This is a genomic window from Rhizomicrobium sp. (genome assembly GCA_037200985.1).
Taxonomy (GTDB): domain Bacteria; phylum Pseudomonadota; class Alphaproteobacteria; order Micropepsales; family Micropepsaceae; genus Rhizomicrobium.
Genome location: JBBCGJ010000001.1, coordinates 227,760 through 249,403, shown reverse-complemented (window position 1 = coordinate 249,403; position 21,644 = coordinate 227,760). Strand labels below are relative to the sequence as shown.

Here is a 21,644-nt window from a genome sequence, read left to right as displayed (position 1 = left end):
AATGCCGGCCTATCGGGGTTGCGCGGCATAAAGCGCGGACACGATCCGCAAGGCCTTCACGCCGTCCTCGGCGGTGGAAAGCGGCGTATCGCTGCGCCCGGTCTCCACCTTCTGGAGGAAGGCCTGCGTCTCCGCATCGAAGGAGGGATCGGCCTGGCCGAAATCCACGCTCGCGCGATGGTCGCCGTCGCGCCAGAACCAGCGGTTCGTGAATTCCAGGGTTTGGGCGCCGTAGTTGCCCCCCCTGCCCTTGAGCACGGCCATTCCCTCGGAGCCGTACACTTCGATCGAGAACTCGTTTTTCCAGCTCGTCAGGCTCACCTCGACGGTGACGTCGGCACCGCCGCACAGCATGGAAACGAAGCAATAGTCCTCGACGTCGGTTTCCCAGAAGCGCTTCTGCAGCCGCCCGGAGACCTCGCCCGGCTCGCCGAACAGATCACGCACGAGGTCGAGAAGATGAATACCGGGGTCGATCAGGGCGCCGCCGCCGGCACGGGCCTTCTTGAGCTTCCATTCAGTCTCCATCCCCGGCCGTCCGCCATGGCCCATCAGGAGCCTGGCACGGTAGAGATCGCCGAAACGACCCGCTCGCAGCATATTGCGCAGTTCCGATATCGCGGGAAGAAAGCGGTAGTTGAATCCCGCGCAGGTCGTGAGCCCGGCTGCCTCGGCGGACTGCTGCACACCTTCGGCCTCCGCCTGCGAAATGCCCAGCGGCTTCTCGCAGAAAAAATGCATCCCGTGATCGATCGCCCAATGGCAATAGGAGGCGGCGATGTCATGCGGCACCGCGATGAACAGCGCCTTGACGCCCGCCAGATCGTCCGGCGTGAGAGCCTCCAGCCGGTCGACCACCCGGTGCTCGTGCAGCGCCAGTGCCGGATCGGCCGGCGGCTTCGGATCGACCGCGAACGCGACCTCATGCCCCAGCGCGCGCACGATCTTGAACCGCCTGGCGCCGATCAGGCCCAGGCCGATGAAGCCGACTCTCATCGCCGTTCCGTCCTGCGCAGTTTCAGCATGTCTTTGGTTTCGAAGAGCGTGGCGTCGCGGTAATTGTCGCGTGCGTGGATGAACCGCCCGGTGATGTGGCCGGCATCCGGTCCCGCCAGGAACAGAACCAGATTGACGGGCTCCTCAATGCCGACGACGGTCCGGACCTCGCCGCCGCGGCGCTTTACTTCCGTCAGCATGTCCGTGGCCACGGCGCCCGGCGCGATCACATTCGCCGTGACGCCGGTGGCAGCCACCTCATCGGCGACAGTCTCGGTGAGGCGGACGACCGCCGCCTTGGACACCCCATAGGGGCTGAATTCCGGATAGGAATAGGCGGCACCGCCGCCGGCAAAATTCACGATGCGGCCGAAGCCCTTGCGCGTCATCGCCGGCAGGCACCAGCGCATGAGATTGCAAGTGCCCATCAGATTGGTCATCAGCACGTCGCGGAAATCGTCCATCGAGAGACCGGCGAAATTGCCGTGCGGGCCAAGCATGGCCGCGGCGTTGACCAGAATATCGACCGCGCCGGCCTCGCGCTCGATCCCTTCGACGACGGATTTGCAGAAAGCCTCGTCGGCGACCGACCCGACATGGCCGTGCGCTCGTCCGCCCGCCGCCGCGATCTCGTCGGCCGCGGCGACGGCATTGGCCGAATGCGAGATCGTGTGGACGCCCCCCCCGCCCTTGGCGAAGGCAAGGGCGACGGCCTTGCCGATGCCGCGTCCGCCGCCGGTCACAATGATCTGGCGTCCGGAAAAGGTATCTGTCACGGCGTTGTCCATTCGTTGGCTTCCCCATCAACAGTATTTCGGCAACCGGTCCGGCCGCCGAAGACCCGCAGGCGCGCCTTCAAAGAAGCTCGCCCATGATGTCCTGCAAGACCTGTTTCTGCGCTTCAAGCGTAAACGTGCTGACATAGCGCATTCGCGCATTGTGCCGCATGCGGCCGCGTTTCTCCATGTCGGCCATCATCGATTCCATGGCAGCAGCCAGCGACGCCGGATCTGCAGGTTTGAAGTGCACGCCGATCGTGCCCTCGGGCGCATAGTAAGGCAGATTGCCGAGGCGCGGGACGACCATCGGCGTGCCTCGGGCCAAGGCCTCGACCGCCGTCAGCGGGCCGCCGCCCTCGTACCAGAGGCTCGGAAGAACCAGAAATTCCGCGGCGCCCATCGCCTCGCGAACCGACTCGTCGCTGGCGTTCTCGATGAACTCGATGCCGTCATGGCTTGCGGCAAAGGCCCGGACCTGGTCGGCATATGGCCCGCCGCCGACGATCTTGAAGGGGCGGAACGCCGTGAGCTTCAAGGCTTCGAGAAGAAGCAATATGCCCTTGTCGAAGGCGAGCCGGCCCACGAACAGGCCGTAACCACCACCGCCCGGACCGGCCCCGGGATCGGGGTGGGCCAGATTGGGCACCACCCGAATGCGCTCCGCGGGGATGCCGCCCTCGGCCAGCTTGTCCCGCACGAAGTCGGTATAGACCAGATAGCGGTCGACGTCGTTCCGATAGGTGCCTCTCACGCGATGAACGAACTGCATCGTGGCGACGGCGGTCGTCGCCGCGCGGCTCCCGCGATAACAGGCATGAACGATCCCCGGCCAGCCGAAGGTCTTGTTCAGGCAGGATTCGCAGACGTGACCGTCCCGGAAGAAGGCGCCGTTCGGGCACAGCAGACGATAGTTGTGAATCCATTGGAGGACTTTGGCGCCCGCCCGGCGTGCGCCCGCATAGACCGCCGGAGATGCGAGGGGAAAGGTGTTGTGAAAGTGCACCGCGGCAATGTTGGCCGAACGGCACACGGCCTCGACCCGGGCCGCCGCCTGCGCATTCCAGACCGTGACGCGAAACCGGTCGAAATTCGACAGGGGGTCCATGTCGTAATTGTCGAACTTGAGCGTTTCGACGCCGAACCCAAGCGACTCCAGCACCTCGATAGTCCGGTCGAAAGCCTTATCTTCGCCACCCTTCTGTTGGTAGAAGGTATGGACGATTAGAATTCTTGGCTTCATTCGGGAGCGGCCGGATCGTTCGCCGTCCGGATCGTCATCGGACGCGCCGCGGGCCTGCGCCCAGCGCCCATTCCGATCCGAGAAACGGTAGGCGCAAAGACGCACACTCCGGGCACGTCATAGACCGCGCCATTCGACATAAATCCCTGTCAAGAAGCGGCTGGCACAGTTGTCGGAATGGTGTATCCGGCCGCCGTCGCGTCCTTGTAGAACATCAGGACGGTCTCGCGCGAATATTCGTCGAGGTCCTTGTCGACCAGAGCGAGTTTCTTGATGACGTCGTTGGTGACCGTGATGATGTGGCAGCCGATCTCGTCGGCCTGGAAAATGTTCAGCAGTTCGCGCGGGCTTGCCCACAGCAGCTCGGCCTTCGGGCGCCCTTTCAGGATTCCGACGGCGTCGCGCATATGCGGCACCGGATCGCGGCCGGTGTCTGCGATGCGGCCCGCGAACACCGACACGACGGCCGGCGTTTTTTCGTCCAGCGCGTCGCCGACTTTCGACACCTGATCCAGCGTCATGATCGCCGTCACGTTCAGCTTGATGCCGGCATGGGAGAGCGTGCGGATCAGCGGACCGGCGAATTCACCCTTGGTGTTGCTGACCGGGATTTTCACATAGACGTTCTTGCCCCAGGAGCCGATTTCCCGCGCCTGCTCTTCCATCGTGGGGAAATCGTCGGCGAAGACCTCGAACGACACGGGCTTGTCCGGAATGACCTTGAGGACCTCCAGCGCGAAGCCCTTGTAATCGGTGATGCCCGCCCCGCGCATAAGCGTCGGATTCGTGGTGAATCCCTTCACGATCGGATTGGCGGACTGGTCCTTGATGCCCTGCAGGTTCGCCCCGTCGGCAAAAATCTTAATCTTAAGATTCTGAACACGCGACATTGCTCACCGTCCCCTAAAAGGAAATGCCCACCTGAATAGTCATTGCGGCGGGGCTCACCCTAAGTCAATCAAATTCGAAAAACGGCCTGTCGCACCCCAAACTCGGCAGCCGACTATCCTATACTATATGACGTTTGCCAGCACTTTTGCGCCTTCCCAGTCGACATGGAACCGGACTTCGCGCAGCCCTGCCGCGGCGAATGCGCTTCGAAGTCTCGCCTTTTCGGAGTCGCAATAGATCAGCAGGAACCCGCCGCCGCCGGCACCCATCAGCTTGCCGCCGAGGGCGCCATTCCGCCTCGCAAGTTCGTACCATTCGTCGATCTCCGCATTCGAGACCTTCGAGGACAGCTTGCGCTTCATCTCCCAATGCGTGTGCATCAGCGCGCCGAACCCGCGTATGTCTCCTTGAGTCACGCAGGACCGGATCTTCATTCCGATGTCCTTGATCGTATCGAGGCGCTGCAACATCGCCTCGTCGCTTTCCTTGGCGCCCTTGTCCTGCGCCGCGAGCACTTCCGACGCCTTGCGATGGATGCCGGTGTAGAACAGCAGAAGATTGCTTTCGAAATCGTCATGCGTCTGCTCGGACATGACCACATTGCCGACCTCGACCTCGCCGTCGCGGCCGATGTCCATCGTGGTGATGCCACCATATGCGGCCAGATACTGATCCTGCTTGCCGACGGGCTCGTGGAGAATCTCGCGCTCGATATGATAGGCTTCTTCCGCCAGCCGCCGCGGATCGACATGCTCGCGCTTGTAGGTGTGCAGCGCCAGGAGCAGCGCCACCGCGAACGTGCTGGACGAGCCCATGCCCGAATTTCCGGGAATGTCGGCCACGGTCGTGATCTCGATCTGCCGGTCGAGGCCGAGAAGCCGCAGCGCCTCGCGAACGATCGGATGCTCGATCTCGTCCAACTTGTCGACGATCTCGGTCTTGGAGTAGCTCACGCGGATCGACTGCTCGAACCGCTTGTTCACCGAGACGTAGACGTATTTGTTGATGCCGGCGCTGATCAGGGCACCGCCACGCTTCTCATAATAGGAGGGAAGATCTGTTCCCCCGCCTCCCAATGGAATTCTGAGCGGCGCGCGGACGATGATCATCGCGAGTTTCCTCCATTGCCCAATAAAAAGGATTCGAAATCCTTCAGTCCCGCCGGCGAACCGATTTCGTAAAAGCGCCGATCGACTTCATGCGCCTTCAATTGATGCGCGGCGATGATCGGCTTCAGAAAGGCTTCGAGCGACTCGGCCTGGCCGCGAACCATTCCGCTTAACGTCGAGCGCTTCAGCGCCATCAGGCCGTAGTTGATGTAGATCGCGTTCGGCAAGGGCGGGGTCTTCTGGTACGCCGTCACATAGCCGCCTTCGACGGCGATATCGCTGGTGTCGTGTGCGTTCTCATTGCGGTACACGGTCATCATGGCATCCGCGCCGGCACTCTCGAAGTCGTTCCAGATCGCCTGATAATCGACCGGCAGATAGGAATCGCCGAACAGCAGGAAGAAGCGGTCGGCCAGCTTGGACTCGGCGTATTTCACCGCTCCAGCGGTGCCCAGCCGCAAATCGCCTTCGTCGCTATAGGTCACCTTGAGGCCGAGAGCCGCGCCGTCGCCGAGACATTCCTCGATCTGGGCCGCATAATGGCCCACCAGCATCACGATCTCCGTGGCGCCGTTGCGCCGCAGGAGCTCGAGCTGATGCACCAGGAAGGGCTTGCCGAGCACCGGCACCAGCGCCTTGGGGATATCCTGCGTCAACGGATAGAGCCTTGTGCCGAGTCCGCCGGCGAGGATTGCGACTTGCATCAGGCCTGTCTCTTGAATCCGATCTCGTCGAGCATCGCCAGGATGGAGCGCCGCAGCGCCTCGCGCGTGCCGAATTTGGCATCCCAGCCGCGCGCATGCGTCTTGGAGAGATCGAACCGCACGATCGGCACGTCGCCGGACCATCCGCGGTTGCCGCCGGAATATTCGTAGCGGACATTGCTGATGCCCATGATCTCGCAAGCGAGATCGGCGATCTCGTTCACGGTGATATAATCGCCCGTCGCGAGGTGGTAATAGTTGAACTTCTCCCGATCGCGGGCCGCGAAGTGCTGGATGCCCGCCACGATATCGGAGACGTGGATATAGGACTTGCTCTGCGTGCCGTCGCCCAGGATGCGCAGCCAGCTCGGATCGTTCTGCAAACGCCTGACGAAATCGAAGCCGACGCCGTGCGTCTGCCGCGGTCCGACGACGTTTGCGAACCGGAACACATGCGCGGTCAATCCGAACATGTGGCAATAGGCGTGGATCATCGCCTCGCATGAAAGCTTGCTCGCGCCATAGGGCGAGATCGGCAGCATCGGCGAATAGTCCTCCGTCACCGACTTTTCGCCGGTGTCGCCATAGACGCCGCTGCCCGACGCATAGACCAGGGCGGGAATCTTGTTGATCCGGATCGCTTCCAGCAGATTCTGGGTGAGATAGGTGCCTTCCCAGAAATCGACATCGGGATGCGCCATCGCCTTGGCGATGTCGGGATTGGAGGCGAAGTGATAGACGATATTGTGGCCCGCCGAGGCTTCGACGATCTGCTCGCGCTCCTTGAGGTCGCCGCGCGCGACGCGCAGACGCGAGCTGCCTTCATGCGCCTTCAAATGCCACATCTGGCCGGAGGTGAAGTTGTCGAACACGGTAACGGTCGCGTCCGTGGAATTCATGAAATGATCAACGAAGTGACTTCCGATGAAGCCCGCTCCGCCCGCTATGAAGACTTTCATCAAAACCCCTTTTTACCCGCGCCGCCGGCGTAAGGCCGCGATCGGCGCGACGGCCGGCGCAGCAATCCCTCACGCCCACGCAAGAGAATTTGGACAACCTTCCGGCGCCGCGTCCTAGGCCCAAGAGCCCCAACACCCCAGACAAGGCCTCTAATTAGCAAATGGCCACCGCATTGCAACAGAGGCCGGGCGGGAACCGGCGGCGGCGCGTGGCGAGCCGCCAGATCCATCAGGGCCGCTTCTTGAACTGCAGGATCATCGTCATGCCCAGCCACGGCGTATGCTCGAGCCCTCCCAGGACCGACGGACCGCCGTGATAGAAGGTCCGCTCCAAGGTCATCCCGCAACTGTCCAGCAAGGCGGCGAGTTCGCCGGCCACGAATTGGTGCTTTTGATAGTGCTTGTAGCTGTCCGGCGAGGCGAGCCGTTTGAGCCCCGGGATCACCGCGAAATAGCGCGGATGGCGAAAAACGAAATGTTCCATCCAGCGCACCGGGCTGCGGCGGTTCGGACCCGACATGATCAGAAATCCGCCCGGCCTGATGCGAGTGGTGAGCAGCTTCAGCAGCGCGGCGGGATCGTCGGTATATTCGAAGACCCCGAGGCTCACCATGCCGTCATAGGTCTTCTCGAGATACGCGCCCCGGCCGTCGGGCGAAATATGCTCGAAGGTGAACCGGTCTTCGGGAATGCCCGAGCGCTGCAGCGCGGCGCGGGAGGTCTCGACCATCTTCTCGGAAATGTCCACGCCGGTCGGGCGATGGCCCAAGCTCGCGAGCTGCGCCGATGCGACGCCGGTACCGCAGCCGAAATCCAGCACGCTCAGATTGGGCGGCAGCGCGGCCAGCCAATTGCGCAAGGTCTCCAGGCGCGTGCGAAAATGGCTCTGGCGCACATAGCGGTCGTCCCAGGTCGGCGACTCGCTGTCGAAATAGGCGGCGGTCTTGCTGGCGGCTTCCGATGCGGTCATGACACTTCACTCTTGATAGGGCCGGGTTGCTCCGGGGTGCGGGCGGTTCCCGCGACCGGCGCAACGCGCGCGTAAGCCGCGAGCAGCTTCGGCGCTTCGTATTGCCATGCGAGTTCGGTTTCGACCCGGCGACGGCCGAACGCGCCCATCGCCTCCCGCTTGGCCGGATCGTCCAGAAGGGCGATCACCTTATCGCCGAAATCCTCCCAGTCATTCGCCTTCGCGTAGAGCGAGGACTCGCCGGCGGAAACCCGTCCCTCGCGCAGATCGAACTGCACGATCGGCTTTCCCAGCGCCATGTATTCGACGATCTTGTTCATGGTCGACAGGTCGTTCATCGTGTTCACGGCGTCCGCGTTGACGCAGACATCGGCTGTGTTCAGCCAGCGCAGGAGCTCCTCGTCCGATACCCGGCCGGTGAAGATGATGTCGTCCGCCAGACCCATCTCGCCCGCCATGCGCTGGATATTCTCGAGTTCGGGGCCGCCGCCGACAATGACGAATTGCACGTCCTTCCGGCCGCGTTTGTTGACGATGTGGTCGATGCCCTGCAGCAGGCCGTCAAGCCCCTCGCTGGTTCCGATGACGCCCAGATAGCCGACCAGATACCGCCGGCCGCGACGCAGTGCGGCATCGGGCGGCATGAGCCGCAACCGCTCGAGCTTGGGTCCGCTGCGGACCACGAAGACGCGATCGGGCTTCATCCCGCCTCGGCCGACCGCGATTTCGCGGTAGGAACCGTTGGTAGCGATCGAAATGTTCGCGCAAGCGAAGGTCATCCGCTCGAACATCCGCAGCAGCCAATAGAAGAAGCCGCGCCGGGCGAACTTCGCCTCGAACAATTCCGGCACGATGTCGTGCTGGTCGAACACGAATTTCTTTCCGAGCAGCTTGAAGGGCAGCGCCACCAGAAAGATCAGGTCGGGCGGATTGCAGGCGTGGACCACGGTGAAGCCGTGCCGGAACAGAACGCGCCACGCCAAACGGGTCTCGTGGAACAGCGCCACGGCGTACTCGACTAGGAAGCCGACCGCGCTGTTGGCCTCGAACGGCATGTCGTGGCGATAGATGTTCACGCCGTCGAGCACTTCGTGGGCCGCGGTATAGCCCTTGCCTTTGGGGCAGATGACGCTGACGTCGTAGCCGGCGGCGGTCAATGTCGTCGATTCCTGCCAGACGCGCGCGTCGAACGGCACCGGCAGATTCTGTACGATGATCAGAACGCCGGGGCGCTTACCAGCAGATGCCATGATAGCTTTCTTCGTGCCGCCGTCCCGGCGCCGCCCGGACGAGATCGACGATCGCCTGGCCCTCACGCGCCAGATCGACGACTTTCGCGGTGTGTTCGTCCTTTTTCGACAAGATCAGGATGTCGCAATCCCGGACGAGATCTTCCGGCGTGTCCACCATCAGGCGCGAAATGTGCCGGATGTGTTCGAGGATATAGCGCTGGTTGGCGCCGCCGATGGAGGCGAGGCGGACGTCCGGATCATAGATACGAAGCTCATAGCCCTTGCCGATCAGGCGCTCGACCAATTGCACGATCGGGCTTTCACGCAAATCGTCGGTGCCGGCCTTGAAGCTAAGTCCCGACACGCCGATGCGACGGCGCCCGTCGGCCGCGATCATGTCGAAGGCGCGGTCGATATGAAACTGGTTGCTCGGCAACAGGCTTTCGAGGAGCGGCAGCGACAGATCCAGGCTGCGCCCGCGATAGGTAAGCGCCCGCACGTCCTTCGGCAGGCAGGAACCGCCGAACGCGAAGCCCGGCCACAGATAATAGGGCGACAGGTTCAGCTTCGTGTCCTGCACGAAGATCGCCATGGCCTCGTGGCTGTCGATGCCGAGCTTCTTGCAGATCGAGCCGACTTCGTTGCCGAATGCCACCTTGAGCGCGTGCCAGGTATTGTCCATGTACTTGACCATCTCGGCCACCGGAATGGTCACGACCATCAGGGGCGCGGTGAGGCCCTCGTACAGCGCTTTGGCCACGGCCACCGAACGCTCGTCGCCTTCCATGGCGCCGATGACGGTCTTGGGCGGCGACAGATAGTCCTGGATCGCCGTGCCTTCGCGCAGGAATTCCGGATTGAAGCAGAGGCCGAAATCGACGCCGGCGCGCTTGCCGGATTCGCGCTCGAGAATCGCCAGTGCCTCGCCGAGTACGGTACCGGGCAGAACGGTGCTTCGAACCATGACGACGCGATAGGCATCGACCTCGGCGAGCGCGCGGCCGATTTCCGCCAGGGCGGCATGCACGTAACGGAGGTCGAGATTGCCGTTCACCATGCTGGGCGTGCCGACGCAGACGATGATCAGCTCGGAGGCTTTGACGGCCGACAGCACGTCCTGCGTCGCCGATATCATCTCGCTTTGCCGCAAGGTCTGGATCAACTCGCCCAGGCCGGGCTCAACAATGGGCGAGCGGCCCTGGTTGATCGCGTCGACCTTTTCCTTGACCGGATCGACGCCGATGACGCGATGCCCGTCCCGTGCGATGCAGCTTCCGGAAACCACGCCCACATAACCCAAGCCGAAGATGGCAACGTTCATCAATTTTATCCGGTCCGACAGCGAGCTCCGCCGGCTCGACAGAGAATTTCGTGGGGGTATGCACCAGCACGATAACAAACCGGCGCCCGGGAAGTCAAAGACTTGAGCCCCTGAGGAAATCTGCAAAGCGGCATCGCAATACGGCGCCCAAACCGGCGGTCCATTACTCTATGCGATCCGCTATGTCATCCCGGCTTCGACGCCACCACGACATTACTGATGAATAGGCTTTGGTCCTTCGGCAGGATGGCAGCGAACAGCATGCCGATGGCGTTGATCGGCGCGAACAGGATCGGCGTGACGATCAACCGCACGGCGGTGCTCTTCGACAGGGGCCAGCGCCGCGCGAGATAGGACACCACGTATTGCGTGAGCGCCGCGATGAAGGTCCCGCGTTTTTCCTGGATGCGGATTTCGAATCCCGCCGTCTCGAGGATGTGCTTGAGCCCGAAAGACGAATAGCGACCGAAATCGTAGGGAACCTCGTGTTCCTCGACCGCGAACGGAACGGTGATCAGCATGATTCCGCCGGGACGCAGCACCCGATGAAGTTCGTTCAGGATCGCGGGCAAATTGAAGACATGTTCGAACACTTCCGAGCTGAATATTCCGTCGAAATGATCGTCCGGAAAGGGCAGCGTCTTGCCGTCGTAATAGACGTCGACTTCCATGCGCTTGGTCTCGTGACCGGAGACCTCGACATCGACGCCGACATATTCGGAAACGTTGGCGAAGAGCGGCCGGTAGGGTTTGCGGCCGCAACCCAGATCGAGCAAACGGCCTTTGAATTGCGGCGCATATTTCGCGATTGCCAATTGCAGTCCGCGTCGCGAAATATAGCCTGGGTTGACGAAAATGCCGAGCGGCCCGGGGAGGAATTGCTGCCGCATCCCCCATTCCTTGGCTCTCGCCGCGATACCGGCCATCAACTCTGCCCCTGGTCCGAAACCGGCCCGACGTCACGGCTGCTTCGTCGCGCCCACGAAAATGAGAGTCGAAGCCAGCATCGGAAACAGCGCCAGGATCGCGCGCTTGATCGGGTTGGGCTTGATGATGCAAGCGGGCTCGATGGACAAAGGATCGAGTCCCGCATCGTAGGCGACCTTCGAAATGGTGAAGGGCGTGAACCAGAATCGATGATCGGTGTTGTTCGTCTCGGAGCCCGAGAATGCACCGCGGATATTGCCGGCGTTGAAGCCATTGGGCACCGTGAACACGCAATAGTCCACCTTGCCGCGATAGGTTTCCAGAAATGTCCGTACGAAAGCGACCGGGTTGCCGATGTGCTCCAGGACTTCGGCGAAGACCACATAATCCCAATGCCGATCGGCGATCTCGACAACCGGGGTCGGGTTTGTGATATCGGCAATGATCATGTTGTCGAGACCGGATTCCTTCTTCGCGATGGCGACCGATTCCGCGTTGATGTCCACGCCGAGACAATATGACGCCGCTTTGGTGAGGCGCCCATGCAGCCACTCACCGGTTTGGATCTTCTCCCGAATGGCCGGAATGTGATCGCAACAGCCTATGTGCAGGCAGGACTTCCCGCGAACCAGATCTTCGATAACCTTTATTCTGTCAGCGGGCGGTGCGAAGTCGAAATCCATCCGGTCCATCCCGGAGAACTTGGTCCCGGCCAGATAGTCGAGGAACGCCGCAGGGTGTTTCACGCCACGAATGCTCATACGACTGGGCCTCCGGCGCCCGATGCCAACATTTTCGATTGTGCTGTTCTTTTCCTACGAAACCCCCGTCATCTGCAAGCCGCGATGTGGCATGTACCTGGTCCGAGGTGCGGCGATGGAGCCTTAAAACGCGATCCGCGGCGCTGCGGACAGGTCCGCTGCGCGAACCGCTTTTCATCCGGCGGCCTATCGAATACATGACGTTTGGTGGCGCAACTTGATCATTCCGCGCCGATTGGGGGACTAAGTGCCGGCTCCAGGATCATCGAAAACCGCGATCGTGTTCGGCGGCGCCGGGTTTATCGGAACCCGCCTTCTCTCCGAACTGGTCAAATCCGGCCAGTATGGCCGGCTGGTCTCGGCCGACCTCAACGACGTCGCCCGCAAGGTGGAGGGCGTCGAATATGTCCGCGCCGACGTCCGCCAGCCGATCGCGATCCCGGGCGAATTCCCCGATGCCGAGGTCTATAACCTGGCCGCAGTCCACACCACGCCCGGTCACGAGGATTGGGAGTATTTCTGGACCAACGTGCTGGGCGCCCTGCGCATCTGCGCCTTCGCCGATGCGATCGGCGCGCACCGGATGATCTTTCTGAGTTCGATCTCGGTCTATGGGCCGACGGAAGCTCCGCTCGACGAGGACGGGACGCTCAGTCCGGAGTCCGCCTATGGCCGCTCCAAATACCAGGCCGAGGAAATTCATCGGGCCTGGCGGCGGGTCGCTGCCGGGCGCCAGCTGGTCATCGTCCGCCCGGCCGTCATATTCGGCCCGGGCGAGCGCGGCAATTTCACCCGCATGGCGGCGCTGCTGAAAGGGGGCCGGTTCGTCTATCCCGGCCGCACCGATACCGTGAAGTCCTGCGCCTATGTCGGCGAGCTGGTCCGGTCGATCGGCTTCGTGCGCGACCTGGGGCGCGAGGAAACGACCTACAATCTCGCCTATCCGGCACGCTATACGACACGCGACATCTGCGCGGCCTTCGCCGCCGTCGCGGGCTACCGGATGCCGCGCCTGATCGTGCCGATGTGGCTGATGCTGCTCGGCGGCCTCGCATTCGAAGTGCTGGCGGCGATCGGCATGAAGACATCGGTCAATCGCGGACGGGTAATGAAGCTTTTCCGCTCCACCAACATCGTACCCAGCGTCCTGACGCAACTTGGTTATAGCTTCGAGACAGACCTGGAAGAGGGATTGCGGCGATGGAAGACCGAATCGCCATCGGGTGAATTTGTCTGAACCCACACAGATGGATGCGTCCCGCGCGCCGGCGCTGCATTATCGGCCCGACGTCGATGGCTTGCGTGCCTTGGCCGTCCTGCTGGTGGTCGGCTATCATGCCGTACCGTTCCGTTTTCCCGGCGGCTTCATCGGCGTCGACGTCTTCTTCGTCATTTCCGGCTTCCTGATCTCCAAGATCATCATTGAGGGCGTGGACGACGGCACTTTCCGCGCGCGCGAGTTCTATCTGCGCCGCGCCCGCCGCATTCTTCCGGCGCTGCTGATCGTACTCGCTGCCGTGTTCGTGGCGGGCGCGATCCTGTTCCTGCCCGATGAGTTCGCCCGGCTGAAGCGCGACGTCCTGGCGGCGGTGTTTTTCGTGCCGAACATCACCTCCTGGCTGGACGCGGGTTATTTCGACATCGATCGCGATCTGAAGCCGCTGTTGCATCTATGGTCGCTGGGCGTCGAGGAGCAATTCTATGCGGTATGGCCGCTCCTGCTGTGGTGGTTCCGCAAGCGGCGCTGGACGATCATGCTGCTGGTCGGTCTGGCGTCCTTCGCCCTCAATGTCGAATTTGTGCACGCCTATTCGACGGCGGTGTTCTACCTTCCGGCGACACGGCTTTGGGAATTCGTGCTGGGCGCGGTTCTCGCCAATCGCCGCGTCGACGCGGCCGCGCCGCACGCCGGCACGCGGGCCGCCATCGCCGCTTCGTCGGGCCTTCTGCTGATCCTGGTTCCGGCCTTTCTTTACTCCGACCAGATCGCCTTTCCGGGCTGGTACGCCGTACTCCCGACCGCAGGGGCGGCGCTCGTGATCGCGGCCGGACCGGCATCCTGGCCCAGCCGGTTTCTGCTCTCGAACCGGCTCGCGACCTATATCGGCCGCATCAGCTATCCGCTCTATCTGTGGCATTGGCCGTTGCTTGTGCTCACGCGGATCGAAGCATTCAACATCGATACCAATCGTTGGCTGAAGCTCGCCCTCGTCCTGCTGGCCGTCGCGCTGTCCGCGGCCACCTACGAGCTGGTCGAAAAGCCGGTACGCCGGCGATGGCTGCATCGGCGCGTGATTGGCGCGCTGTCAGCCGCGGCGGCTTGCCTCGCCGTAGCCGCTGTCGCGATGCCTTACCCCTATCAACGCCTCGCCAGGACGCCTTCCAACATCGAATTGAACTGGGCGAACTTGACCAACGACACCTGCAAGGCGGTCCACCCCTGGCCAGAGGTGGGCGGCTGGTGGTTCTGCATGCAGAGTTCGCCACGCCCCCCAACGATCCTTCTGCTGGGAAACAGCCACGCCAATCATCTTTATCCGGGCATGGCGGCGGTCTTTCCGAAGGAGACCGTGCTCAATATCGGAACTTGCGAACCATTGACCGACGCCATTGCCCGGCTGCCTGGCGTCGACCTGGCCGAAAATCCGTGCGCCGGAAAACTGATCGCGAAGCAGCAGGCGATGTGGCAAGGCATCGTCGAACACGATCCGAACCTGCGGCTCGTCATCATCAGCGCATTGTGGCCCATCTGGGACGCACAGGGGCATAGGCGCGATTGGACCGACGGCAGCATGATGCCGGACGATTTCATGTCCATAGCGGGAACAAAGGGTTTGTCGCTCGAACGGGCCTACGAAGTGGGCCTGGACAGGACCATCACCTTTATCGAGCGCCGTGGCGTAAAAGTGGTCTTGTTCTATGACACACCGCATTTGGCCTACGACGTCCGCAAGTGCATGGCCCGTCCCTTCGAGCCGCCGGCCGAGACTTGCCTCATCTCGACGGCAGCGGTCCTCGGGGAGCAGTCGTCCTTCCGAAGGCTGGTAGAACGACTCAAGTTGAGGCATCCCGCCATGGGCGTCTTCGACCCCGTGCCGGTGTTTTGCGATTCCGGCGTCTGCCGGATGATTGCGGGGCCCGATCTTTATATGCGGGACATTTCCCACTTGTCCGAGCCTGGCAGTCGCAAGGTCGCCGAAGCGTTCGCATCTTGGGCGCGACGGGCCGCGCCCAGGATGTTAAATCCCTGACTTCGACGGTGCGCATTGGCGGCCCATCGGCCGAACGCCTTTCGTCAGTTCATTCAACGAGAGCCAGCTTTATGAGGCCCCATCCGGAGCCAGGATGCGCCGCGTCAGCTCGATGATCGCGCGCTGCACGGTCAGGAAGGGCACGACCTTCCAGATCGACACCAGGAGGTCGTAATCCGCGTCTTCCAGGTCGAGGCTTCCCCTGTCTTTCCTCTTCAGCACAGCGTCGATGATGCGGATGCGCTGTAGCTGCTCCATGGGATTGATGCCTTGGCTGCCGGCCGCCGGCGTCTTCGTGATGGCCTCAACGATGACGGCCCCCGCATCGACGGGCTCGCCGGTTTCCTCGTTCACGATGCCGTCCAGTCTTATGTGCTTCACGGAGTTTGCCTTGCTGTCGATGCGGGAAGCGCCGTCTACGCCGGCGCGACCGTCGTTACCGTGCCGCTGCTGCCGCGATATTTCAGTGCACCGCTTTCGACGTACAGCTGTCCCATTCCCGCCGGGCTGCTGGTGGGCGCGACACCATTGGCGATGCCGATGACGCGGGCTGCGGAAGTGCCGAGCGTCGTCACGCCGATGCCGATATTGCCGTTGCCCTTCACGACCAAGGCCAAAGGAGCCGCCGTGGATGGACCTATCACGATGTCCGCCATGGAACTGCTGGTGGCGAAAACAAGGTTTTTGGTTGCCAGACCGGTGACCCCGGTCTTATTGATCGTCGCGCTAACGCCAATGCTGTTAGCGCTCGAGCAGCTTAAAACCAGGAGCGGGGTGTTATCGCTCGAGGTCACCAGCGTGTGAATGCCCGATCCGATCGCCCCCGAGATCGTTACGTTCCCGGTGACATCCAGCGCATAGCCGGCGGCGGGATTGGAGAGGGCCCCAATTTTAAGCGACCCGGCGAGGATGTTGTAGTCGGCGGTCCCTTCACAAAGAATTCCATAGCCGGTGGTGACGCCGGCAAGCTTCATCGGAGGGGCGTGAAAAGCACCCGTTGCAGCAACGGTTCCCGTGCCCGAGATGATGGGCGCTCTGGCCTCGTACATATAAGCGGTGCCGACTGTTGCGCCGTTAGAGACGTAGAGCTGATTCTCCGAGACAAAAACCTTGGCGGTATTGCCGCTATTGGCAACCGCGGAATTCAATATGCACAGGAGCTCGTCGCACGTTCCGGTGCCGGAGTAAGTCGCTCCGGATTGAATTCCGATGAGATCGCCATCGTGAGACGACGAGCCCGTCATCGTAATACTGACCGCCAGCCCCTGTGCGAATGTTCCGGTACCGCCAGATGCCGCACTCGTCGTGGCCTGAACAAGGGCCGAGTTACCAACGGGAAAGGTTCCGGGAGTGTCGGCGATAACTACAGGGCCATCGAATTCATAGGTGGGCATTCCAGTCATCCTCTCGTGCGCGCGGGATAAAATCGATTGCGCGGGTTGTTGTGGGGTTAGGCGTTGCCGCCGCTGTTCTGCCGATCGGAATGCCGCACATAGCCCGGACGGCCGAATGGAATTTGCGCGGCTCTTGCATCAGGTCTCCAGGCCATCAGGCAACCGGCCCTTGAGTTACGCCGAATTGTCGCCTGGTGATGTGCGATTGCCTGCTCGGCGATGTCATGTGGAGTACGATCGGGCTGGGTTTGTCGGTCATAGCGTCAAAGCGAAGAGGGCGCTGCGCCATGGCGGCCATCGTCGCGACGCGCATTAGGCTAGCGTTGGCATTTTTGATCGTCAAGCCGTTGGCGGCGAGGAGAGCTTGCTGAGGCTACAAGCCGGGAACAGCGATCGTTTGTGTCTCAGCAAACGGTTGCGACCAGAGCTTTTGAACCTGCCTGCGAGACTTTCGGATCAAAAACAGATGGACAGGCGCATCCTTGCGGTCGCGCAGCAATCGTTGCAGACTGATCCATCAGAGCGCCAATTTATTCAGCACTTCATTTGACGGCTGCGAATGGTGCCGCTTCCGCGAGAATAATTTCGTTATTGGCCGTTCCACGCCTTTGTGGATCGCAATTCCCACGATACCGCCCAGTGCCAGCGACACACAGATGAATCCGGCGTGGGATAATAAGGATTGGATCTCAAAAGTATGAGTCCATGCCCGGCGCATGAAGGCCAACGTGAACCCGTCCATCAGATACAGGCTGTAGGACGCGGCACCGAGTAAAAGGATGGTTGGGGATTTGAACTGGACGCCGGACATCTCCGCCCATACCGCCGTCAGAAGGAGCATGGCGCTCGGCAGTCCGATCTCAATGACCCGGTGGTCGACCATGCTGCCCGTGAACCAGTACATAGAGGCTGCGAGCGACAAGACGACGACCCACGCGGCGACCAGCATTGCCGGAAGGTGAGGTAAGCGGCCGTCCCTGAACCTTAGTGCGACCGATGCGATACCAATACCAAAGCAAAATTCGAGCAGCAGTGGGCTCGTATATGTCACGGCGACCGCGTTGGTGAAGTGGAAAACCGCTCCGGCGAGCGCGCAAGTCCCAAGGCATAGGACAACGGCGATGAGGCGCACGCGACGCGGAAGCGCAAGCGCGACGGCGAATATGACGTAGAAGAACATCTCAAAATTGAGTGTCCACCCTTGCCCGAGCACGGGCGATACCAGATGCACTTTGTCGTTATAAAACGGGATGAATAGTATGGATTGAGCATAAGCGACCACGCTTGCCGACGTGCTTCGAGACGGGAAAACGCGCACCATCGCGAAAAAGACGGTCGTCAAAATGAAGTAGAGCGGAACGACACGGATCAAGCGCCGTCGAAAAAACTCTTGCGGCGGCAGCGGCTCGTCATATGTCGTCCAGGCCATGATGAAGCCGCTTATGACAAAGAACAGGTCAACGCCGCCCAAGCCGATCCAGAGCGGAATCCGCGCGACCGTGTCGAGCAACGATATCGAGGCATGATAGGCCAGTACGCCGAACGCGGCGATGGCCCGCAGGTACTGAACCGAGTTCAACTGTCGAAACGTCGACATCCGTGATTCCGCAAGCTTCTCGGCTTTCCATACCGTTCACGCCGAGACTATGCCATGTCATCCGCTTTGGAAATCGTCGTTACGCCCGCCCTTGCCGTTCCTCCATCGTACGATCTGCCGCTCGGCTCGCTCCGCTGGCTCCCGGCTCTGAGGGCTGGTAAGTTGTAGGATAATCTTGATAATCCCCCCGCAATTTGTTTCAGCGGGGACGGGCGTGTCGCGGTTTTCCAAACTTCTTTCAGGTCATTTCTGGTACAAGCATCTATCCGACCGTCTCAACGAGCCCTTTCTGATCAACCTTCTGGCCTTCGGCGCGCTTGTGTTCGGCAGCCCCCGCACGAAGATCGCGTTCGATATGTTCGAGCAGCGCCCCTATGCGTTCGGCATACTGGCGGCGGCGGACATGGCCAAGCAGCTCGGCATACCGCGGATCGGCGTCGTCGAATTCGGCGTGGCGTCCGGCAACGGCTTGCTGTCGATGAGCCGTATCGCGGCCGCGGTCGCGAAGGATACCGGCGTGCGAATCGATGTCTTCGGCTTCGATACCGGAGGCGGCATGCCGCCGCCGGTCGATTACCGCGATCATCCCGAATATTACTCGACCGGCGACTACCCGATGGATCAGGAAGGCCTCCGCAAGCGCCTGCCCGCGCATACGCAGCTGATCCTCGGAAACGTCTCCGAGACGGTGCCGCAATTCACCGCGACCTATGAAGGGGTGATCGGATTCGTCTCGATCGACGTCGACTACTACTCCTCCGCAGTGGCCTGCATGGAGCTTCTGGAAAAACAGAGCGCGAACTACCTGCCGGTCACGCCGCTATATTTCGACGACGTTTTCCTGGATGCGCACAATGAATGGGCGGGCGAGCGGCTCGTCATCCGCGAATTCAACGACCGGTGGCCGATGCGCAAGATCTCGCTGTACACCTTTTTACGCGAAAAACGCATCATCAAGAACGCCGTCTGGATCAGGCAGATGTACGCGATGCATGTGCTGGATCATCCCGCACGCACGACCGAAGGCGCGAAGAAGGAAGCGGAATTGCGCCGCCTCTGAGCCTCGCGACTGCGGCGTCTGGGCTTGCCACTACCCTTGCCCTGGTGTTGTCGGCATGTCTAAATATGTGCATCGGACTTTGCTCGCGCGCTATGGGGATGCAATGAGTTCCACGGCCTATACGGCACGTTACATGATCGAAGCCGCGAAGATTTGCGGCGAGATCGACCAGGAACAGATCGACCGCATGGTCGATATCCTCGCCGACACCCGCAACACAGGCGGCAGAATATTCTTCCTCGGCGTCGGTGGCGGCGCGGGAAATTGCGCGCATGCCGTTAACGACTTCCGGAAGATTGCCGGTATCGAATCGTATGCTCCCACGGACAACGTGTCGGAGTTGACCGCACGAACCAATGACGACGGATGGGAGACGGTCTTTGCCGCGTTTCTGCGCGTGAGCAAGATCGACAAGGACGATACGGTATTCGTCTTCTCGGTCGGCGGCGGAAATCTCGAGAAGAACATCAGCGCGAACATCGTCAACGCCCTCCAGCTCGCGAAGGAAAAGTGCGCGCGGGTCATCGGCGTCGTCGGCCGCGACGGCGGCTACACGAAGAAGGTCGCCGACGCCTGCGTAGTGATTCCGACGATGAGCTCGGATACGGTGACGCCGCACACCGAGGCCTTCCAGGCCGTGGTCTGGCACCTCATCGTCTCTCATCCCGGGCTCAAGCAGAACGAGATGAAATGGGAAGCGACGAAGTAGCGTCCCGAGCCGTATTCGTCGACCGCGACGGCGTCCTCAATCACAACTGGTTCAATCCTTCGACGGATCAATGGGAGTCCCCCGTTCATCCGTCCGACCTGCGCCTGTGCGCGGGTGCGGCGGACGGCCTCGCCGCGCTGGCGGCTGACGGGTACAGACTTTTCGTGGTTTCCAACCAACCGAGCGCCGCTTTGGGCAAGTGCACGATTGCAGATCTTGAGGCCGTGCACGACGAATTCCTGCGCCAGCTCGCGGCGGCCGGGGTAGAATTGGATGGGTCGTTCTACGCCTATTCGCATCCCAAAGGCGTGGTGCCGGCGCTTGCCGGAGACGCCCACAGGCGCAAGCCGAGCCCCTACTTGATCGAAACCGCGATCCGCGAACACGGGCTGTCCAAGGCGGAATGCTGGATGATCGGGGATCGGGACACCGACATCGAAAGTGGTCAGCACGCCGGCGTGCGCACGATCCAGGTGAAATCTTCCGAGCCGGACGGAAAGGCCGGCACCGCGACGCCGGATTTTCGCGCCGATGATTTTCGCGGCGCCGCGCGGATCGTCATGCGCATTCGCGCCGCCGGGCGCAACTCGTAACGGATTCGATCGTCCATCGGGATAGGGCGGTGCCGTCGGACGGCGCGGACGGTTTATGTCCCGCCGCGCCGCATTCGCGGCAGATAGATCCGGAAAACGTACAAGCCGGCGAACGTCAGAAGCACGACGACAAGGGGAATCTGGAGCAGCCCCGTCATGATGCTCGGAGAAACGGGCGAAGTCTGAACGGACGGCTCGCTGATGATCTTGGCCGCATAAGGCACATTGACGCTCGTCATCATCAGGTTCTTTTCCTGCTCGGACAGAAGCGTGATGAGACCCATGCGCTGCTCGGTATTGGTTACGGTCTGGATCTGATTTTCCAGATAACTGATATAGGCATTGGCCTTGTCGAGGTCCCGATGCTTGATGGTCCCGTCGGTCGCTCGATACAACGCATAAAGAAACTTCTTCGCGAATTCGGGAGAGCCCGACGCGTAGCTCATCGTATAGAGTTGGGTCTCTTCGATCTCCGAAACGGTCACATTTTGCGCGATGTAGGTCATCATCGTCTCCGCCGAGGGCGGAGCCCACGGATCGCGCCCCAACGCACCGCGCAGTCCGTTGATGACGGTGGTCGACAGGCCTTGCGATTGATGCCATTTGCGCTCGGTCGGCGACCAGCCCGCGTTGAAAATCTCACCCGCGATTTCGGGATCGTTTAGGAGCGCTTGGCCAACCTCGGGCGAAATCAATGCTTGGCGAAAGGCCGTGAAGGGCGTGGTCTGGCCGCCCATTCCGAGAGGACCCCGCGCCAGAGCGGCGAGAGGAGAGCCGCTCATGGCCTGCAGCAGCGAATTGGTGTCGTTGGTCTCCGGACCGAACACCATGTTTGCCCGGTAGGTGTGCGGCGTGACGTTTAGGTATAAAATCCCAAGCCCGAGGCCAACCAGCAGCGCGAGCGCCAACCATCCCTTCCAGACGACGACGAGGTTCAACGCCTCCAGGATATGGCCCGTCAACGGCGACCGACCGGCCGGCTTGACCTCCCTGTTCAGTTCGCGGTTCTGAAACGGATTTGCCTGGAGCATGCGCACGGTCTGGCGCGGTGTACCGGACTCGACCGATGCGTCGTGGGGAGCGTCTACCATCTCTGGCACTGGACTTTCGCGTGTATCACGGCCAACGGCGGTTCTCCCGACTTTGTGGGA

Annotated in this window: 21 protein-coding genes; 5 read left to right on the top strand and 16 right to left on the bottom strand. The window is 61.6% G+C overall.

Annotated elements, in window-relative coordinates; genetic code table 11:
• Positions 1 to 9 precede the first annotated feature (9 nt).
• From WDN01_01250 to WDN01_01195, 12 genes are all read right to left on the bottom strand, one after another.
• Positions 10 to 996, bottom strand: a complete 987-nt coding sequence (locus WDN01_01250; protein MEJ0024626.1) for a Gfo/Idh/MocA family oxidoreductase — start codon at positions 994 to 996, stop codon at positions 10 to 12.
• Complete coding sequence (locus WDN01_01245; protein MEJ0024625.1) at positions 993 to 1,772, bottom strand: SDR family oxidoreductase; 780 nt, start codon at positions 1,770 to 1,772, stop codon at positions 993 to 995. Before WDN01_01245 ends, WDN01_01250 begins: the two co-directional genes overlap by 4 nt.
• Positions 1,773 to 1,851: 79 nt before the next feature.
• A complete protein-coding gene (locus tag WDN01_01240; GenBank protein ID MEJ0024624.1) occupies positions 1,852 to 3,015 on the bottom strand; it encodes a glycosyltransferase family 4 protein in 1,164 nt (387 codons plus the stop codon).
• A 149-nt stretch (positions 3,016 to 3,164) separates the two neighbouring features.
• The gene (locus WDN01_01235; protein ID MEJ0024623.1) at positions 3,165 to 3,905 is read right to left on the bottom strand and encodes a transaldolase; all 741 of its coding nucleotides are present in this window, start codon (positions 3,903 to 3,905) and stop codon (positions 3,165 to 3,167) included.
• Between the two features lie 123 nt (positions 3,906 to 4,028).
• Positions 4,029 to 5,015, bottom strand: coding sequence for a hypothetical protein (locus WDN01_01230; GenBank protein ID MEJ0024622.1), 987 nt, complete (start codon positions 5,013 to 5,015; stop codon positions 4,029 to 4,031).
• Positions 5,012 to 5,719 (bottom strand): sugar phosphate nucleotidyltransferase, encoded by a 708-nt coding sequence (locus tag WDN01_01225; protein MEJ0024621.1) that lies wholly within the window; start codon positions 5,717 to 5,719, stop codon positions 5,012 to 5,014. Before WDN01_01225 ends, WDN01_01230 begins: the two co-directional genes overlap by 4 nt.
• Positions 5,719 to 6,678, bottom strand: coding sequence for an NAD-dependent epimerase/dehydratase family protein (locus WDN01_01220; GenBank protein MEJ0024620.1), 960 nt, complete (start codon positions 6,676 to 6,678; stop codon positions 5,719 to 5,721). Before WDN01_01220 ends, WDN01_01225 begins: the two co-directional genes overlap by 1 nt.
• A gap of 229 nt (positions 6,679 to 6,907) precedes the next feature.
• Positions 6,908 to 7,648, bottom strand: a complete 741-nt coding sequence (locus WDN01_01215; protein ID MEJ0024619.1) for a methyltransferase domain-containing protein — start codon at positions 7,646 to 7,648, stop codon at positions 6,908 to 6,910.
• Positions 7,645 to 8,898, bottom strand: a complete 1,254-nt coding sequence (locus WDN01_01210; GenBank protein MEJ0024618.1) for a glycosyltransferase family 4 protein — start codon at positions 8,896 to 8,898, stop codon at positions 7,645 to 7,647. Before WDN01_01210 ends, WDN01_01215 begins: the two co-directional genes overlap by 4 nt.
• Positions 8,882 to 10,201: a nucleotide sugar dehydrogenase gene (locus WDN01_01205; GenBank protein MEJ0024617.1), complete on the bottom strand. Its 1,320-nt coding sequence runs from the start codon at positions 10,199 to 10,201 to the stop codon at positions 8,882 to 8,884. Before WDN01_01205 ends, WDN01_01210 begins: the two co-directional genes overlap by 17 nt.
• Before the next feature lie 185 nt (positions 10,202 to 10,386).
• Complete coding sequence (locus WDN01_01200; GenBank protein ID MEJ0024616.1) at positions 10,387 to 11,091, bottom strand: methyltransferase domain-containing protein; 705 nt, start codon at positions 11,089 to 11,091, stop codon at positions 10,387 to 10,389.
• A gap of 69 nt (positions 11,092 to 11,160) precedes the next feature.
• Positions 11,161 to 11,889: a methyltransferase domain-containing protein gene (locus WDN01_01195; protein ID MEJ0024615.1), complete on the bottom strand. Its 729-nt coding sequence runs from the start codon at positions 11,887 to 11,889 to the stop codon at positions 11,161 to 11,163.
• 247 nt (positions 11,890 to 12,136) lie between these two features.
• Here WDN01_01195 and WDN01_01190 point away from each other — a divergent pair, with 247 nt between their 5' ends.
• Positions 12,137 to 13,126, top strand: a complete 990-nt coding sequence (locus WDN01_01190) for an NAD-dependent epimerase/dehydratase family protein (protein ID MEJ0024614.1) — start codon at positions 12,137 to 12,139, stop codon at positions 13,124 to 13,126.
• A 10-nt stretch (positions 13,127 to 13,136) separates the two neighbouring features.
• A complete protein-coding gene (locus WDN01_01185) occupies positions 13,137 to 15,140 on the top strand; it encodes an acyltransferase family protein (GenBank protein MEJ0024613.1) in 2,004 nt (667 codons plus the stop codon).
• A 69-nt stretch (positions 15,141 to 15,209) separates the two neighbouring features.
• On the opposite strand, the gene WDN01_01180 is transcribed toward WDN01_01185, so the two are convergent.
• From WDN01_01180 to WDN01_01170, 3 genes are all read right to left on the bottom strand, one after another.
• A complete protein-coding gene (locus tag WDN01_01180; protein ID MEJ0024612.1) occupies positions 15,210 to 15,521 on the bottom strand; it encodes a hypothetical protein in 312 nt (103 codons plus the stop codon).
• 35 nt (positions 15,522 to 15,556) lie between these two features.
• Complete coding sequence (locus WDN01_01175) at positions 15,557 to 16,534, bottom strand: hypothetical protein (GenBank protein ID MEJ0024611.1); 978 nt, start codon at positions 16,532 to 16,534, stop codon at positions 15,557 to 15,559.
• A gap of 517 nt (positions 16,535 to 17,051) precedes the next feature.
• On the bottom strand, positions 17,052 to 18,131 hold the full coding sequence (locus WDN01_01170) for an acyltransferase (GenBank protein ID MEJ0024610.1): 1,080 nt from the start codon (positions 18,129 to 18,131) through the stop codon (positions 17,052 to 17,054).
• Positions 18,132 to 18,534: 403 nt separating this feature from the next.
• Here WDN01_01170 and WDN01_01165 point away from each other — a divergent pair, with 403 nt between their 5' ends.
• The 3 genes from WDN01_01165 to WDN01_01155 all read left to right on the top strand — a co-directional run bounded on the left by WDN01_01165 (position 18,535) and on the right by WDN01_01155 (position 20,493).
• The gene (locus WDN01_01165) at positions 18,535 to 19,191 is read left to right on the top strand and encodes a hypothetical protein (GenBank protein ID MEJ0024609.1); all 657 of its coding nucleotides are present in this window, start codon (positions 18,535 to 18,537) and stop codon (positions 19,189 to 19,191) included.
• Positions 19,192 to 19,324: 133 nt separating this feature from the next.
• Complete coding sequence (locus tag WDN01_01160; GenBank protein ID MEJ0024608.1) at positions 19,325 to 19,900, top strand: SIS domain-containing protein; 576 nt, start codon at positions 19,325 to 19,327, stop codon at positions 19,898 to 19,900.
• The gene (locus WDN01_01155) at positions 19,882 to 20,493 is read left to right on the top strand and encodes an HAD-IIIA family hydrolase (GenBank protein ID MEJ0024607.1); all 612 of its coding nucleotides are present in this window, start codon (positions 19,882 to 19,884) and stop codon (positions 20,491 to 20,493) included. The genes WDN01_01160 and WDN01_01155 overlap by 19 nt, the downstream gene beginning before the upstream one ends.
• A gap of 53 nt (positions 20,494 to 20,546) precedes the next feature.
• On the opposite strand, the gene WDN01_01150 is transcribed toward WDN01_01155, so the two are convergent.
• On the bottom strand, positions 20,547 to 21,584 hold the full coding sequence (locus tag WDN01_01150; GenBank protein ID MEJ0024606.1) for a hypothetical protein: 1,038 nt from the start codon (positions 21,582 to 21,584) through the stop codon (positions 20,547 to 20,549).
• Positions 21,585 to 21,644 lie beyond the last annotated feature (60 nt).

Excerpts from the sequence above, each read along its gene's own strand:
- WDN01_01165 (MEJ0024609.1), top strand. The coding sequence starts at position 18,535 with ATGGCCAAGCAGCTCGGCATACCGCGGATCGGCGTCGTCGAATTCGGC.
- WDN01_01250 (MEJ0024626.1), bottom strand. The coding sequence starts at position 996 with ATGAGAGTCGGCTTCATCGGCCTGGGCCTGATCGGCGCCAGGCGGTTC.
- WDN01_01170 (MEJ0024610.1), bottom strand. The coding sequence starts at position 18,131 with ATGTCGACGTTTCGACAGTTGAACTCGGTTCAGTACCTGCGGGCCATC.
- WDN01_01155 (MEJ0024607.1), top strand. The coding sequence starts at position 19,882 with ATGGGAAGCGACGAAGTAGCGTCCCGAGCCGTATTCGTCGACCGCGAC.
- WDN01_01235 (MEJ0024623.1), bottom strand. The coding sequence starts at position 3,905 with ATGTCGCGTGTTCAGAATCTTAAGATTAAGATTTTTGCCGACGGGGCG.
- WDN01_01230 (MEJ0024622.1), bottom strand. The coding sequence starts at position 5,015 with ATGATCATCGTCCGCGCGCCGCTCAGAATTCCATTGGGAGGCGGGGGA.
- WDN01_01225 (MEJ0024621.1), bottom strand. The coding sequence starts at position 5,719 with ATGCAAGTCGCAATCCTCGCCGGCGGACTCGGCACAAGGCTCTATCCG.
- WDN01_01200 (MEJ0024616.1), bottom strand. The coding sequence starts at position 11,091 with ATGCGGCAGCAATTCCTCCCCGGGCCGCTCGGCATTTTCGTCAACCCA.
- WDN01_01195 (MEJ0024615.1), bottom strand. The coding sequence starts at position 11,889 with ATGAGCATTCGTGGCGTGAAACACCCTGCGGCGTTCCTCGACTATCTG.
- WDN01_01175 (MEJ0024611.1), bottom strand. The coding sequence starts at position 16,534 with ATGCCCACCTATGAATTCGATGGCCCTGTAGTTATCGCCGACACTCCC.
- WDN01_01205 (MEJ0024617.1), bottom strand. The coding sequence starts at position 10,201 with ATGAACGTTGCCATCTTCGGCTTGGGTTATGTGGGCGTGGTTTCCGGA.
- WDN01_01185 (MEJ0024613.1), top strand. The coding sequence starts at position 13,137 with ATGGATGCGTCCCGCGCGCCGGCGCTGCATTATCGGCCCGACGTCGAT.
- WDN01_01160 (MEJ0024608.1), top strand. The coding sequence starts at position 19,325 with ATGATCGAAGCCGCGAAGATTTGCGGCGAGATCGACCAGGAACAGATC.
- WDN01_01240 (MEJ0024624.1), bottom strand. The coding sequence starts at position 3,015 with ATGAAGCCAAGAATTCTAATCGTCCATACCTTCTACCAACAGAAGGGT.
- WDN01_01150 (MEJ0024606.1), bottom strand. The coding sequence starts at position 21,584 with ATGGTAGACGCTCCCCACGACGCATCGGTCGAGTCCGGTACACCGCGC.
- WDN01_01215 (MEJ0024619.1), bottom strand. The coding sequence starts at position 7,648 with ATGACCGCATCGGAAGCCGCCAGCAAGACCGCCGCCTATTTCGACAGC.
- WDN01_01210 (MEJ0024618.1), bottom strand. The coding sequence starts at position 8,898 with ATGGCATCTGCTGGTAAGCGCCCCGGCGTTCTGATCATCGTACAGAAT.
- WDN01_01220 (MEJ0024620.1), bottom strand. The coding sequence starts at position 6,678 with ATGAAAGTCTTCATAGCGGGCGGAGCGGGCTTCATCGGAAGTCACTTC.